Source organism: Stieleria sedimenti, from assembly GCF_025060895.1.
GTDB classification, from domain to species: domain Bacteria; phylum Planctomycetota; class Planctomycetia; order Pirellulales; family Pirellulaceae; genus Stieleria; species Stieleria sedimenti.
On sequence record NZ_JANZKV010000184.1, the window covers coordinates 38,259 to 54,516 of the forward strand.

2 protein-coding genes (1 of these 2 running past the window's edge) are annotated in these 16,258 nt (G+C 59.4%); both read left to right on the forward strand.

Annotated elements, in window-relative coordinates; genetic code table 11:
• A protein-coding gene (locus NZK35_RS23445) for a CARDB domain-containing protein (RefSeq protein ID WP_259634955.1) crosses the window boundary here: on the forward strand, positions 1-14,977 show its end. 25,820 nt of this gene lie to the left of the window's left edge; the window shows 14,977 of its 40,797 coding nt (coding positions 25,821-40,797); its start codon lies off the left edge, out of view; its stop codon occupies positions 14,975-14,977.
• Positions 14,974-15,594 (forward strand): hypothetical protein, encoded by a 621-nt coding sequence (locus tag NZK35_RS23450; protein ID WP_259634956.1) that lies wholly within the window; start codon positions 14,974-14,976, stop codon positions 15,592-15,594. The genes NZK35_RS23445 and NZK35_RS23450 overlap by 4 nt, the downstream gene beginning before the upstream one ends.
• Positions 15,595-16,258 lie beyond the last annotated feature (664 nt).

Consider the following 16,258-nt stretch of genomic DNA (forward strand, 5'->3'; position numbering starts at 1 on the left):
CGCCGATGGCAGCTTTGCACTCGTTCCGGCCGATACGTACATCGGAATCGGCCTGGGGGAATCGATCACGGACTCGTTCGCCTACACCGTCCGCGCCGCCGACTTCAGCCTGCACACCGCAACGGTTTGGATCACGATCGCTGGCGAAAACCAACCGCCGATAGCCGTCCAGGACGAACCAACCGGCGCGACGGTTTCGCTTTTTACCCGCGCCGGAACGTCGTCGACCATCGACCCGGCGGATCTGCTGCGAAACGACATCGATCCCGATGTCAACGATACACTCGCGATCGTCTCGGTTGAACCGACCAGTTTGCTTGGTGCCGCCGTCACTCGGTCAGGGAGCGGCCAGTTTGCAGACCCGATCGTCTACGACCCGAGCGGCATCGCCGCGTTGGATTCGCTGGCCGCCGGCGACCATCGGATCGATCGGATCACCTACACGATCGTCGACCCCAACGGCGTGACTCATTCTTCGACCGCGAGCGTTTGGGTTCAAAGCTCGATCAACCTCGCCCCCACCGCCGCGTCGGGAACGGCTCGCCTGGACGAAGACGGAGTGATCGAGCCGGCGACCTTCGATTCGCTACTCGCCGGTGCCGTCGATACCGATCATCTGCCCTCGGATCCCGAATTGGCCGCCGTGGAGGAAGTGGTCACCAGCTCGCTCGGCGCCACGGTCTCGATCTGGCCTGACGGAACGTTCACCTATGACTCCTCCGACGTCGTCGCGATTCAATCGCTTTCCAGTGGCGAAACCGCCGACGACACGTTCTTGTTCCGCGTCACGGATAGATTGGACGCCTCCGCTGCTCGAACGATCACGCTCACCGTCGTCGGCACCAACGACGCTCCCACTGCGGTCGATGACGTGTACGCCGGCGTGCCGGCAGACGGCCTGCTGACGACCAACATCGGCAACGGCTTGCTCGCCAACGATTTCGACCACGACTCAGCGCCGCCGCTGATCGTCGACCCCAGCCAAACCGCATCGCGTTCCGCCGGCGGCGCGGCCATCTCCTTACGTCCCGATGGCACGTTTGACTACGACCCGCAGGGTGTTTTTGATCATCTTGCCGCCGGCGAAACGGCATTGGACTTGTTCACCTACGTCGTCTCGGATGATCAGGGTGCCGAGTCGACCGCGACCGTTACCGTCGAGATTCACGGCGTCGATGACGCGCCCATCGCGGGGATCGACGACATCGAACGCGGCTATTGGACCGTCGCGTCACAGACGATCGAAGTCCCCGCCGACGAAGGTGTTTTGACCAACGACTACGATCCCGACTCGGCGTCCAGCGGCACCGAATTAGCAGCCTCCTTCGACGGACTCAGCCAATACGGCGCACGGGTGATCGTCCGACCCGACGGCAGTTTCAGCTACGACCCGACGTCCAGTCAAACACTCCGCGATCTGCAAGCCGCCGGCGTTGACGTCATCGACAGCTTCACCTACACGCTCACGGAGGTCTCGTCGTCGGCGGCACCCGCCGCAAGCGAAATCCAAAGCCCCGCCGCGCCCACCCAATCCACAAGCGAAGGCGTGGTGGAGATCATCGTGCGCAGCGGTCCCTCTGCATACAGCTTTGACGTCGTCGGCAAGGGTTACGATCGAATCGGTTCCGGCGTCTCGATCAACAACCACGGAAACGTCGCCTACACCGCAACGTTATCGGGACGCGACACTCCGTTCATCTGGAGCGACCAGAGTGGCGCGGCGAAACCACTGATCCCCGATCAGTTCCTGTTCGGCGAAGCCACCGTCTCTTCACCGCCCCGCGGGTCGGGAACCGACACGCCCGCATTGCGATTCAGCGACAGCGTGCAGCTGACCGACTTCAATCGTCTACTGGTCCAACGTCAGCTGAACGCCCGCACGGTCTCCGGCGTGATCCAGGTCGGTTATCCATTGCTCGAATTGGCCGACGTTGCGCTGTCTTATGCGGAACTCTGGAACGCCGAACGGGTCTTGGCGGGCGACAGCTATGGAACGCCCAAACAATACGCAGTCGGCGATTCGGGCTTGGCCAATTCGGGTTTGCGATGGGGCGACCCCAAGTTGCTGGACCTGCAACTCTCAGGCTTCGCCGCCGTCCTGCCCCCCATCTCCGGCACGGCACTGCTGGGCGAACAAACGCTGGTCCCGCGCGTCTGGACGCTCGACCCGGTCTGGTCCAGCACCTACTTCACCCCGGCCAATCCCGTTTGGAACGTTTTCCAAGACCCCGACAACTTTGATTTTTCACTGTTCCGTAGCGTCGCCCTCGGTACATCACTGGCCTCCATCTACGAAGAACAACTTTATGTGACACCCTTCACGTCGATCTATCCCGACAGTGTCACCGTCAACAATCTTGGCCAGTCGATCTTCGTCGCCGAAACCAACAACTCGGAAGTCGATGCGGAACTGAGCCTGGTCACGTACAGCGAAGATCGCGCGCAGCCCTACGTCCGAATCCCGATCAACGATCCCGTCGAAAACATTCAGCTTTCGGACGTCGGCTGGGGCGTCTATGTCGATGACGGCCGCATCGTCACCATCGACCTGGACGGAAACACACAACGCCTCGAAAACTTCCGAGCCCTCGACAAGGGCGTCGCCATCAGCGACACCGGCATCATCGCCGCGGCCGCTGAGGGGCCGATGGGACGCGGGATCTATGCGATCAACCCGCAAGACAACAACTGGATCAAAGTCGTCGGCGAGTCGGCAGACGCCTACATCGACCCCAACGAAGTCAACGTGGACGAGATTGGGATCGGCGGCGTCTCACAAATCGTCGAAGGTGCCATCGGAATCAACGGACTGGTCACACTGGAATCACTCGACGAAGCCTCCGGTTCCAGCGACGGTGATTCCGATACCGAAGACGAGGACGAAGAAAACCACGACGACTCGCTGGTCGCAGTCGCCGGCGGACTGGTCGGGACGATCGACGGCACGTCCGGTGCGGCTGCCGGAACTCCGTTCCTGACCGTCGCCTTCATGGCAATCGGCAGCGGCGGCAAGACCGGCCTGCACACCGCACGGTTCTATTTCCCGCCCGACTTGAAACAGGCCCCGCTGCCGCCGAGTCAATTTTTGGGGCATTCGGTGGTCGCCGAAATCGGAGACCTGGTGCCCAAAGCGGGCCGCATCGATGCCATCGAAGGCTTCGACATCATCAACAACTCGGGACAAATCGCGTTTGCAACCAACGACAAGGTGCTGCGTGCCACCCCGCCACCGTTGACTTCCGGCGAAGTGGTTTACGCATTCGAAGGCCGCTCGTTGACCGACAACAAAGTCTTCCGACGCCTCGTCGATCAACCCGTTCCCACCGAACCGGACGGAAGCAGCAACCAAACACCCGATGAATCCGGGTTGTTCGTCGGAGCGTCCGTCGCCACGTTCATCGCCGGTGACCCCGATGCCTCCGCGGATCAATTCCAGGCGACGGTTTACTTCGGCGATGAACCGCTGCACGATCCAACCGAAGGTCGCGGCGACGCGGCGAGCCACGAACCGATCCCCGCACTGGTTATCCCAAAATCGAGTGCCGGCGGCGGTTCCGTCCCGCTGACCTTCGAAGTCGTGACCGAACACCACTACCTCCGCGAAGGTCCCTACGTGATCACCGTGCTGATCACCGACACCAAAAACGAGAACGGCGGTCTGGCGGTCACGCTTGCCAACGTCATCGATGTCACCACCGAAGAAGAGATCGAACGTTTGGCGCTGCTGGACGAGGAAGGAAACGCGATCGAGCCGACAGTGCAAAGTTTCGCCTTCCCATTCATCGACTTTGAATCTCCCGACGACGAAGACGACGCCCAGACCGACGATCCTTCGACCGTGAATGAACCGCGACAAGCGGTCGAACCGACGCCTTCCTCGCTGGGCCTGAAAACCTTCGTCGCGATCGACCACAACAGCGGCTCCTTCGAAGTCGCCGCGGTCGGCAGCGCGGGATTCACCTATTCGTTCGGGCTGGAGACCGCCGGCAGCGACGGCCAGGGCGAGCCGAACTTCACCCAACAAGGTGACGGATCCGAGATCAAGATCCGCCATGTCGTCGCGCGAGGCCTGATCAATACCGTCAGCTTTGCCGCCGGCGGATTTTATGTTGCCGATTACCAAACCACCTTCGACGGAAAACTCGATAACACCTTCACCAGCGAAACCAACTCCTTCGCCGAATCCTCCGTGACCGAAGCTTCCGTGACCAGCTTCTTCGTCGACCAGAAAACCGTCGTTTACGATCTGGGAGATCTCGATGACGCGGTTTCCGACCCGTATTTCGACTGGAAACGCTCCTCAGAAAAAAACACCCGCTACTCGACCGTCGGAGAACGCTTTATCGACGGGGATTTAGCAGGCCAGATTGACAGCCTGGTCGGTGGCGGCGGCAACTCGTTCGTCGGTGACTTTACCTTGCAAGGCAGTCAATCGACGACCGAAACGCTGCACGAGTTCGGCAACGAAACCTACGATGTGACCAAGGACCTGAGGGTCGTCACGTCCAGTCGAGTCGATCACCGCGGCGGACGACAACAGTTTCAGTTCACCGACGTGACCGAGTCGACCAGCGACTACCACGTCCACGGCCTGATCCCGAAGTTCGGCGACTACTCGTTGCAGATCGAAACCGTCGCCACGTCGACCATCATCGAGCGATCACAAACCAACGGAACGCTGCGGTCCGTCTCCAGCGGTTCCTCGACGGTCACCACCAACGCACACAAAACCTACGACGTCGCCAGCGGACGATTTCAACTTTCCAGTGCTTCGACCAGCCAATCCAGCGGCGAACAGACCGACACCAACCAAACGCAAACGAACGAATCCAGTAGCCAAACGACGTCGACCTCCACGCTGACCGGCAGCGGCCACGATCTCGATGGCGATTTCAACTTCACCAACCAGCTCCTTTCGGCCTCTCAATCCACCACCACAACCACCAACTCCGTCGACTCGGACTTCCTGTCCACCACGTCCCAAAGCGGCACCACATCGGTCGTCGTCGTCCAGACCGGCGATCTGTACAGCGGCAACTATGCCTATGACGAACGCTCCCACCAAACCACGACGTCGCAATCCGTCACGACCAACGGACCCGTCACGTCATCCGCCCATTCAACCGGGACCACCGATAGCGAAAAACAAAGCCAGGGAAACAAGAAGACCGGCGACTTTTTGATCGAATCCAAATCAAGTTCGATCAGCGACACCCAAATCGTCGAAAACAACCAGACCCGTCGAAACGAGTCCAACGTACACGCGGAATCCGAATCCGATGCCGAAAAATGGGGCAACGCCAAACAAGGCGACTTCTCCTTCGAAGGCTACGGGTTCAGCCTGACGACGACCCACCAAGTTCAAACCAACACCCAACCGTCCGGTCAAATCCAACGCATCGAAACCGATGAATCGCAGACCAGCGAGTCGTCCTACTCAGGATCCGGCAGCGCAAAGACCGCACAGGTCGTCAAGGACGAACAAAACCGCTCCAACGTTTCCTCAACCCAAACCACGACCAACCAAACACTCCAGTCGACACGGACCTCGACCAGCGAATCCTTCGGGAACACCCACTCGATCACCAACACACTCACCGGCGACTACACCCGCGAGAACGAAAGTCGAATCCGATCCGACGCCCAGACGGTTGTGACCAATCAAGACGTTTCGTCCCGGTCCGAAGTGTTCTCCGAAAGCAGCACGGTTTCGACGACCGAGGGGAACCGCATCTCCGGCAAATCCACCAGCCTGTCCGACTCCGTCTCCATCTCGCAAACCGAAGACTCGTCGAAATTGCTGACTCAAACCTCCACGACGATCGGGACTTCCACTTCACGCACCACCGCTTCATCGGAACACAACTCGGTCACCGGCGCCTTCCAAACCAGCCAGTCGACGATCAGCGAGGTCGACCAACAATCGACCACGACGAATCAATCGTCCACCGCCATCAACTCCAGACGCGGAACTTCTACACAATCCTCGACCGCCAGCGGCAACTCCATCATCGGCGATCACTCCGAAACCAATCACTTCACCCGCAACTCGACGTCGCTGGGCGTGTCACTCAACGGCCAGCAGTTGGTCACGACCACCGAGCCCATCGTCTTTCCCGCCGATCCGGACTCCCCCATCGCGACGCTCGCCGACCATCAAACCATCATCATCGACGCCGGCCGACTTGTCGGCTTGACCGAACAACACGTCAATGCCTCCAGCACCACCAGCAACGGATCATCGACAACCACGTCCAACTCCATCAGCGGCCTGTTCGAAGAATCGTCAACGACGTCCAGCACGGTGCAAACGCGGTCCAGGCGAGAAAACCAAGGCTCGGTGACGTCGGTCGAAACCCAATCGACGTCCACGACCGTTTCGGACTCCAGTGGGAACTCGATCGCCGGAGATTTTTCGGGAACCAACACCCAGACCTCCAGCTCGACCGACAGTTCAACCCACACCAACCAAACGATCACCAGAGCCCAAACCAACACCACGACGGTGAACGAAACCACGGAAGTCGCCGGCAACACGATCACGGGAATCGTCGACCAAACCTCCGATTCCACCCGTGAGACGGTCTCGGATGCGTCGACCACCAATCAAACTCTGACGCAAACCCGACACAGCCGGTCCACTTCAACCAGCCACGTCACCGCACACCACAATCAGATCACCGGCGAGAACGATTCGACCAAGACCACCGAGCAGTCTTCAAACACGTCATCGACCGCGGTCAACCGAACACTCACGACCAGCGAAACGACGACGTCCAGCGGACAAGTCACCATCATCAATACCGGGAATCAAAACACCGGTGACTTTTCCGAATCGCGATCCGCCACCAGCACCCTGGAAACGGCTGCGACCGCAAGCAATCGCACGCTCAGTCGGTCGAGCACCACGCGGACCGAAACTACGTCCTCCAGTTCCAACACCGGCAACTCGGTCACCGGCGTTTACGACGGATCGGAATCACTCCATCAATCGATCACAGATTCCAATACCGAATCGAACCAGTCGTTGACCGATGCAACCACCTCGACGACGACCATCGATTCGACGACCCAGCGGAGCGGCAATTCGGTCACGGGAAACTTCACCGATTCTGAGTCTTCGGAATCGACGTCAAATCAAAGGCAAACGATCACCAACCAGTCGCGCACCACCGAAATCGCAAGCCTCGTCCAGGCGAATTCCACCGGGTCCCTCTCCGGCAATCGTCTCTCCGGCGACTACATCGAATCCGCTAACGACGAACAGACCGTCACCCGGAACGAAACCACGGTCAACGGACCACTGACGACCACGTCAGCGCTCACGGTCACCCGTTCCAGCACCGTCGAATCGGTCGGCAATGCGATTTTGACAACCGCTTCGACCTCCAACACCGTCGCCGAATCCTCCACCCAAACCGACACCTCCGCCAACGCGTTCGACTCGGCTCTGATCTCCATCACCGCCGCGTCGACGACCACCAACCGACGCGACGAAAACCAGGTCACGGGGCTGTATTCCGACACGTCGACCTCTGCCGTGACCTCCACCCGCACGACGACCTCGACCAACCAAACCGAAACCACCGAGAACGCCACCACGACGACGTCTTCGGTAACCGTCACCGCAACGGGAAACCAAATCCTCGGCGATTTCCGGCAACAAAGCGACTCGACAGCCACCGCCGATACCGACGAGACCACGACCAATCAAACCCGCACCGAAACCGTCGTGGCGACCGAATCCGTCACCACTTCGGACCAAATCACCGGCAATCGAATCTCCGGACTGCGATCGGGAACCTCCGAAAGCACGACCGAAACGTCGATGGCGACCACCCTGGACAATCAAACACTGGACGTCCAGTCGACCATCGTCGAATCGGTCACCCAAACCTCAGTCTTCACCGGCGATTCGATCGCCGGTTCCACCACCAGCACCGCGGAAACCAGCGGCACACGAACACGATCCGAAACGCACTCCAACGGCACGCTGCAAGCGTCGGCCGACGAAACCACAACGTTCTCGTCCAATCGCACACGCACCGACAACGCGATCACCGGCATCTACGACGATTCAAACTCCGGCTCACAAGTCTCGACGATCGTAGGATCGGATTCCAACAAATCACTCGCCGTCGATTACACCACCACCGAAGTCAGCAGCTACGAAAACCGTTCCAATGGAAACGTGATCGCCGGCGAGTTCAACAGCACCTCCGCCGGTTCGTCTACCTCGACTCGCGCCTCGACATCCACCAACGGGCCGCTGTCGATCCACGCAACCGACATCACCCGCGAAACCGCTGACGAAACATTGCTCGGCAACTCGATCGCGGGCACCAGCCAGTCGGAACTGGTGATCCAGATCACCCGCAGCCTGGAGCAAACCGATACCAACCAAGACTTGACGGTCACGATCCAGGCCGCTGAGACGTCTGAAACGACGACCGAATCGAGCCAATCACAATTCACCGGTGCGTTCACCTCGTCCAGCCAAACAACCGCCAGCGGGACACGCGACGAATCGTCCAGCAACCAAGGCTACACGTCCACGGTCACCGACGTTTACTCGTCCAGTTCCACGTCGAACCACTCGGGCAACTCCATCACCGGGACTGCGACTTCGTCCGACAGTGCCTCCACCCAGTCGACAACCACCGCGTCGGAGAACGTGCAAACCGAGACGACGACGGAGACGACGACGACCACGACAACGTCCTCATCCCATATCACGTCGAATTCGGTGACCGGAACCTACGACACTGAATCCTTCGACACGTCAACGCAGGACGTCACGCATTCGCTAACCAACCAAACACTCCTTGTCCGCGGAAATTCAACAAGCACGTCGGCAACCGATGCAACCGAATCCGGCAACTCGATCACGGGCACCTATCAGTCCGACGCCACGACCAACACCACCGCCTCCGGAACCGGCCGCGATGAAAATCAGGTGCTCGTCGTCGATTCAACCCTCAAAAGCACTTCGACCTCCCGAAACCAGGAATCGGGAAACCGTGTCGAGGGCACCTACCAATCGACGGTCACCGCGACCTCGACCGAGCAACACAGCGAATCGAACCAAATTGATCCCCGTTCGACCAACGCCTCGACCAACAACACCACGTCGACGGCGACGACGGCGGGCGACCATTTGACTGGATCCTACACGTCTTCGATTTCGTCCGAATCCGCTGCGACGTTCTCCGAAACGTACGCCTATCTGGATTTGACCGCAACAAACTCGTCCAGTTCCACGACCGAAATCTCCGAGACCACGTCGGGCAACACGATCAACGGCGACCGTTCCCGGACCACGCATTCCGAATCGGAGTCGGCCGGCACCACGGCCGAGAACAATCAAGACATCGTCACCGTCGCCACCACGTTCTCCAGTTCCTCCGTCAGCGACACGACGGAGGTCTCCAATGCACTGACGGGAATTTACTCCAGTTCAACAACGTCGACGTCCAACGCGTCGGCCAGTGAAACCAGCAGCAATCAATCGCTCGCACTCGCCACAACCGCATCGTCCCAGTCCTCCGCGACGACGACGCGAAGCGGCAACCGTGTCACCGGAACGTTCACCGAATCGGTCACCTCAACGTCTTCGACAACCAGCAACGAATCGACCACCAACCAAACACTTTCCAGCATCATCGAGGTGACGGCCAGCGGGACCGCCGCATCCAGCACCTCCGGAAACGATTTCACCGGGGCGTCGACGTTTGAATCCTCCGGCACAACGTCGGCAACCACCTCGCAAACCGACACGAATCAATTGCAGACCGTGACGCTCGAGGAAACACAAACGTCAAGCTCCACCAGCAGCGGAACCGCCAACTCCATCACCGGCACCTACCAATCGACGTCAACGAGTGAGCGGCAATCCGAACTCCAGGAAACCACGACCAATCAAACCTCGACAACCACGCTGGAGCGAACCGGAAACTCAACGACCACATCGACCGAATCCGGCAATCAACTCACGGGCGACTACACGTCGACAGCGGTGACGGAGTCTTCGGCCGATGTGACCGGCACCAGCGTCAACCAAACGCTGTCGGTCACCACGACCTCGCATACCGAAACCGCCTCGTCGAGGACAAACGAAACGGGCAACACTCGCTTCGACGTGTATGAAACCGAGACGACTTCGACACGCACCGTCGCCACCAACCAGGCATCGATCAATCAAACCCGCTCGACTTCTGCCAATGCCAGTTCGACCACAGTGACGGCGTCCACCCGCAGCGGCAATCGAACCAGCGGCGAATACACCGAAGACGCGACGCGGGCCGTGACCTCCTCTGCGAACGGATCTTCCTCCAATCAAACCCTGTCTTCCTCCAGCGAAACGTCCGATGCGCTGGAAGAAGTGTTTCGGCAAATCGGCAACGACATCACCGGCCTCTACAACATCACCTCCACGACCACATCGACGTCCAACCAAGAGCTGACCGAAACCAACACGAATCGCAACGTCGCCGACGCGTCGTCTTCCACCGCCACGATCACCCGCAGCGGCAGCGGCAACGCGATCACCGGAGACTACAGCGACACCGTCGAATCGACCGGCCAGTCCACGCGAAACCAATCCGGCACCATCGGCGATCGATCGTTTACTTCCCAAGAAACCAGGTCGACCAGCAGCGACTCCGCTTCCACCGGAAACGCGATCACAACGGCCGATTCCAGCAACTCCTCCTCCAGCGAGACCTACCGATACAGCAAAAACACCACCTACGCCGACGGCAGCGACGAAAAAACGATCACGAGAACGGCAACCCATACCTCTGCGGCGACCGGCAACTCCATCACCGGCATCTACGCGTCATCTTCAACCGGTTCAACCACGACCGCGATCACTGAAAACGGAATCCGCAGCGAATCGTATTCCGCGACGTCCGAGGTTCAATCCGCGACGGAATCCACCGACTCGGGTAATTCGGTCACCGCAGCGTTTGAGTCCGAATTCAGCTCCGAAGTCAGCACTTCGGTGTCGCGAACCTTGACCGACGCCGACGGCACCACATTGTCGATCACCGAAACCGCCAGTAACGATTCAACCGGCACGCAAGTCGGCAACCAAATCACAGGCGTCTTCACCGGCGCAAGTGAATCCGACGGCATCAAGACGACGACTCAAACGGTCCTGTCCGCCGACGGTGTGCACGACCACAGCGCCGTCCATCGAGTTTCGACGGACACCGCTTCGACCGGCAGCGGGAACTCGATCACCGGCGTGATCGCTTCGAAGACGGATTCAAGCGTTGTGACTTCGCTGGCCCAAGACGGAACCGTCGGCGGCCTCTCGGTCGACTACGACGCCACCACGACCGACATCGCCAACACCGACTCAAACGGCAACACGGTCACCGGGGTGTTCGACGTCACGAGCACCGGCGCAGCAACCTGGTCGTTCACCCAAGACATCGATCGAGGTGCCGCGGGACATTCGAGTTTGTCCGGCAACGGCGTCCAAACCTACTCAAGCGACCGCGATGAAAACACGTTGACCGGCGATGCGTTGCAGATCACCACGGGAACCGAGACGTATTCATTGTTGCAAACCGGTTCCGATGCCGGCGGTGTGTTCGAAGTCGACTTGACGGGGCAAGACACGTTCACTGAAACAGAAACGGCCAACGGTGAAACCGGCGTCTTCCAGCGGTCCAACGACGTCGATGGAACCGCAACCGGCTCGCGAACCATCGACGGTGTGACCGGCAGCTTCAGTGACCTGGTCGATCAAGTGGTCACCCAAGCGGGCAACTACATCGATGGCGACGTCGACATCACGTTCAGCGGCGCGGGCCGCTACGATTCGTTGATCGACTTCGTCGACACCTCCGATTCCGCCGGTGGCACGCCGGGCAACCTGGATCATTCACCGACCGGTGTGCCGACGGTGATGGGCGAAGCGCCATCGCTTCCGACCGGCGGAGCAGCTGAATCGCTCAGCGAAGTATCCGCATCCCGGATCGGCTCTTCCGCCGCCGCGCCGACCGAAACACTGGCCGGCGCCGCATTCCGCGATGTCCAGTCCACGGGTGTCGCCGGCGTGGCCGCAGGCAGCGAGTGGTCCGGCAGCTCGATCATCGCCGGCTATGCCTCCCAAGGCGCCCAGGCGATCGAGCAATATTGTTTCCCGGCCGGAACCGAGATCCTCCTCGCCGACGGTCGCACCAAACCGATTCAATCCATCGCCCCCGGCGACCGCGTCGCCTCCCGCCCCCAACCAACATTCCCACCGCTTCGTTACTCTCCCGTGAAGAGGTCGTGCAGTTTTACAGTCACCCTCCTGGCAGGAGGGTCGAGCGAAGCGAGGGGAGGTCGAACGGTAAATCGCCAGGTTCCCTTCAGTGATCCTCGACCCCGTCAACGCACCAAGGCAAACCCTCTCCTCGCTGCGCTCGACTCTCCCAGGAGGAGAGTGACGAAACCCCTTTATTTTCAACGCTCTGAAACCGCACGACCTCTGTACGGGAGGGTCGAGCGGAGCGAGGTGGGGGTCTCCCATGCTTCCCCCTCCACCACCCCCGGCACGGTCACCGAAACCTACCACAACGCCCCGCAGCAACTCCTGCACGTCCACATCGGCGACACGGAAATCGCCACGACCGCCGGCCACCCCTTCTTCGTCATCAACCGTCCCACCGCGTCCCCGCAGTCCCCCGCAACAACTTGGAACCTGAAACCAGAAACTTGCAGCTCCCCTCCCGGCACTTGGAAACTCGCCGCCGACCTCACCCCCGGCGACCAGCTCACCACCGCCGACAACGTTGCCCTGACCATCACCGCGATCACCCGCGATCCATCCCCGCCCGTTCCCGTCTACAACTTCTGCGTCGCCGAGCATCACAACTATCACGTCCGCGTACCAGGCACCGACCATTTTGTTCTCGTCCACAACGAATCCTTCGGCACATTCACCTACGGATTAGAACCGGTCCCCGAGGCCCAAGAGGCCTACGGCAACAGTGCCCTTGGGGAGCTGATGGAGTATGCGAGCGGACTGTTCGACGCCGCCCACGACGCCGCTTCACCGTATTTGTCGCAGCTGGAGAGTGCCGTCTCGTCGATTCAGGTTTCGTCGCCTCAGTGGTTAAGCTCGCTCGGCGGATCGTTGCTGTCGTTCGCGTCCGATGTCGGGGCGAGCGCCAGCGGCGTGGCCAGAGCGGTCGGAACACAGCTCGCCGACGCGACCAACCATCTGTTGATCGACGTCGGTAACCTGGCGATTCAAAACGGACTGTTTCAGCTTGGTGGCGCACTGACGTATGCCGGCCAAACGAACGCCGTCGCGGACACGCTCAGCAACATCGACGTCGAAGTCGTTGTGGCGACCGGTGCGTTGGTGGTCGGTTCGGCGGCCGCGTTGGTCGCCAGTGGCGGGACGGCGTTGCCGCTGGTCGCGGGCATGTGGGCCGGAGCGATCGATGTCTACATCCAAGGCGAATTGAGTGGTCAGCGGGCCGGGTTCGCCGAGATCGCGCTCGGGGCGACGTTCGGTTGGCTGGACCCGATCGGGGCGGTGGGAGGTCTGGCCGGCGGTGTGATCGGTTACGCGGGTGCGGATGCACTCGGTTTGTCTGGCGCAGAAGCCTACATGCTCGGCAGCCTGATCGGCGGGATCGCCGGGACGGGAGTCGCCGCGGCCGGTCGCGGCGGGTCGATCCTGTATGCAGCCCGAGCGATGGCCCACGACGCCGGCGGCGCGGGAATCGGGTTTGCCTATGGCCAGCTGACCGGGCAAGACTTCAGCACCAGTCTGCAATACGCGTTCTACGGCCAAATGGTCGGCGGCACGATCGGGGCGTTGACGGTCAAGTGTTTCGTCGCCGGCACGCCGGTGCACATCCCCTCGAACGACCCGCAGCAAGCATCGGCCACCAAGCCGATCGAGCAACTGCGTGTCGGCGAGCGGGTGTTGGGCGAGAACCCGCTGATCGATCGCGCCGATGCGTGTTTGTTAGAACCCGACTGGTCCCAGTACGTCGCAGTGACCGCCAAAGTCTTCAAACGCGACGGAGACGTCCTGGAGCTGACGACGCTCAAGCCCGACATCTGGCTGAGGACCAACGACGTCCGAGTCGGCAAACGCACCCTGATGGACATCCCGGTCGCCGACACCCACAACGAAGCCCTGATCACGGCGATCCACCCCAACCCCGACATCCAACCCGGCCCCGGCCGAGTCATCCTCTCCACCTTCCGCCACACCGCAACTGAAATTCTCTCCCTCACCATCGAAGGAGAACCCACCCCCATCCAAACCACCCCCGATCACCCGTTCTGGGATGAACGTTCAGGCGTATTTGTACGCGCGGAAACTCTGACCTACGCATCACGTTTAAGTTCCCAGAGTGGACTATTGAGGCCAAAGCGGGTCGCACTAAACTCAATCTCCTGTTTGGTTTTCAACCTGGAAGTCCACGGCGAGCACGTGTTTCAGGTTGGGGAGCTTGGGACACTTGTTCACAACTCTTCGTCCTACGTTGAATCGAATGGAAGACTCAATGCTGCAGGAAAAGCGGTCGTCAAGGAACTGCAAGATCTAGGCTATCCAGTCAGGTCGCTTGTTCGGCATGCAAAAGGTCTTCCGATCAAGCCATTCGACATTCTCCCGTACAAAATCGGTAGATTTACAAGTGATCTTCCAGGCCATGAGGTTCTCAACAATAACTCGCTGATACTGCGGGGACTTGCCTCCCGACGAGGGGCCGGCGAAGCTTCTCGTTGGAACGCTGCGATTGCTCTTCCACGATCACTGCACTCGTCGTTAATCCAGAAGTTGCAAAGAAAGCATGGAGTCTGGTTTGCAAAAGACTTGAGAAAACTCTCCCGAACTAAAATCATTGTGAAAAACCTCCAGGTGTTGAGAGAGGCCGGGGTCGCTGAAGAGGCAGTTCAAGCCATACGCAGAGCCGCGTTGACACATGCAAGAAAGATAGGAAAAGGAACGACATGAAATTTGAGGACATCCATCAAGAATACTCAGTAGACCTGATTTTGAATGAAGCTCCTAGCGAGCTAGGCAGTAAGATTGGTGGAACGCCACCAGTTGCTCCGCTTCCGTCGTACGCTACCCCAGACCAAAAGTATTTTGCAACGGTCGAAATAGATGGCCGTTTAGCAGTGTCGATTTTTTACAGCCTTGACCCAACCGGAACCGATGCGGAGAAAGATATGCTCGATTGGAACAACCGGATCTTGCCATCCTCCGAATTAATACACGCCGTAGTTCACGATCAGGGCCAAGCACCAATGCCCAACATTACCCCATCGGTCGTCAGTTGCCACAAATTAGCTCATGCCCGAAGAGGGGAAGATGTCAGCGATGAAGGCGGTGCGAAATTCGGAATAAAAATAGGCGGTCGTCCCGCAGTAAGCCTCGGTAGTGTTTGCGAAGACTTATTCTCGGATCTTGTCGCTAAAGGTTACAAGCAACTTTTGCAGTTTGACACACCTGATCTAATGCGGGTGGATTTTGTTAACAGCTATCCATGGGACCCAGGTATTCTTCATGTCTTCTTTCGAGAAACGGAAAACGGAGAACTTGAGTTTGCGTTTGTTATTCAGCAATAAGCAAAAATCGGGGTCGATCAAGAAAAGTAGCGAACGATAAAAAGGGTCAGGAGCCTATTTGGCAGTTTGGGGAAACTTGCGTGGTCGACCTCGCTTTCTCAGGGTCGACTCGAGGTTGTATTTTCGGGCCGTCGTTTCGACCCATCCGGGCTCGCCGAATGGCTGAGGACGATAAAAAGGGTCAGGAGCAATAGTGTTCGGCCCGGCGTTTGCGTCGCGCGAGCATGAGATGATAGCAACCGGTGCTCCTGTTTGCAGCGAACCTGATCGGCCGGATGGACAGCGGAGGCTAACGCCAGCTTCTGAGATGTTCTGGCCGCAGGTCATCCGCGCCGAACCCGTTGCAGCGTTTTGATCTCGTGTGGCCCACGCGTTGATCATCAGCCCCACGCCTCCCATGTGACCGGCGTTGCGTGATCGAATCGTTTTTTCTTTTACTAAAAGACCGAAATCGTTGAACGCACGACGCGCCATTGTTTGGGAGTCGTGCGGCAGTGGCGTTTCGAAAAGACCCCGTGAGATCAAGACGCCGATTGCCACGGGACGGGGATGAACTGCGTGCAGGAGACTTCAGAAGCTGGCGTAAGCTTCTTCGGAAAGCATCGCGTCCGATAAGATGTCGACGCGTTTGAATCATTTCCTGGCGTAACAGTTTAGTCCTCTC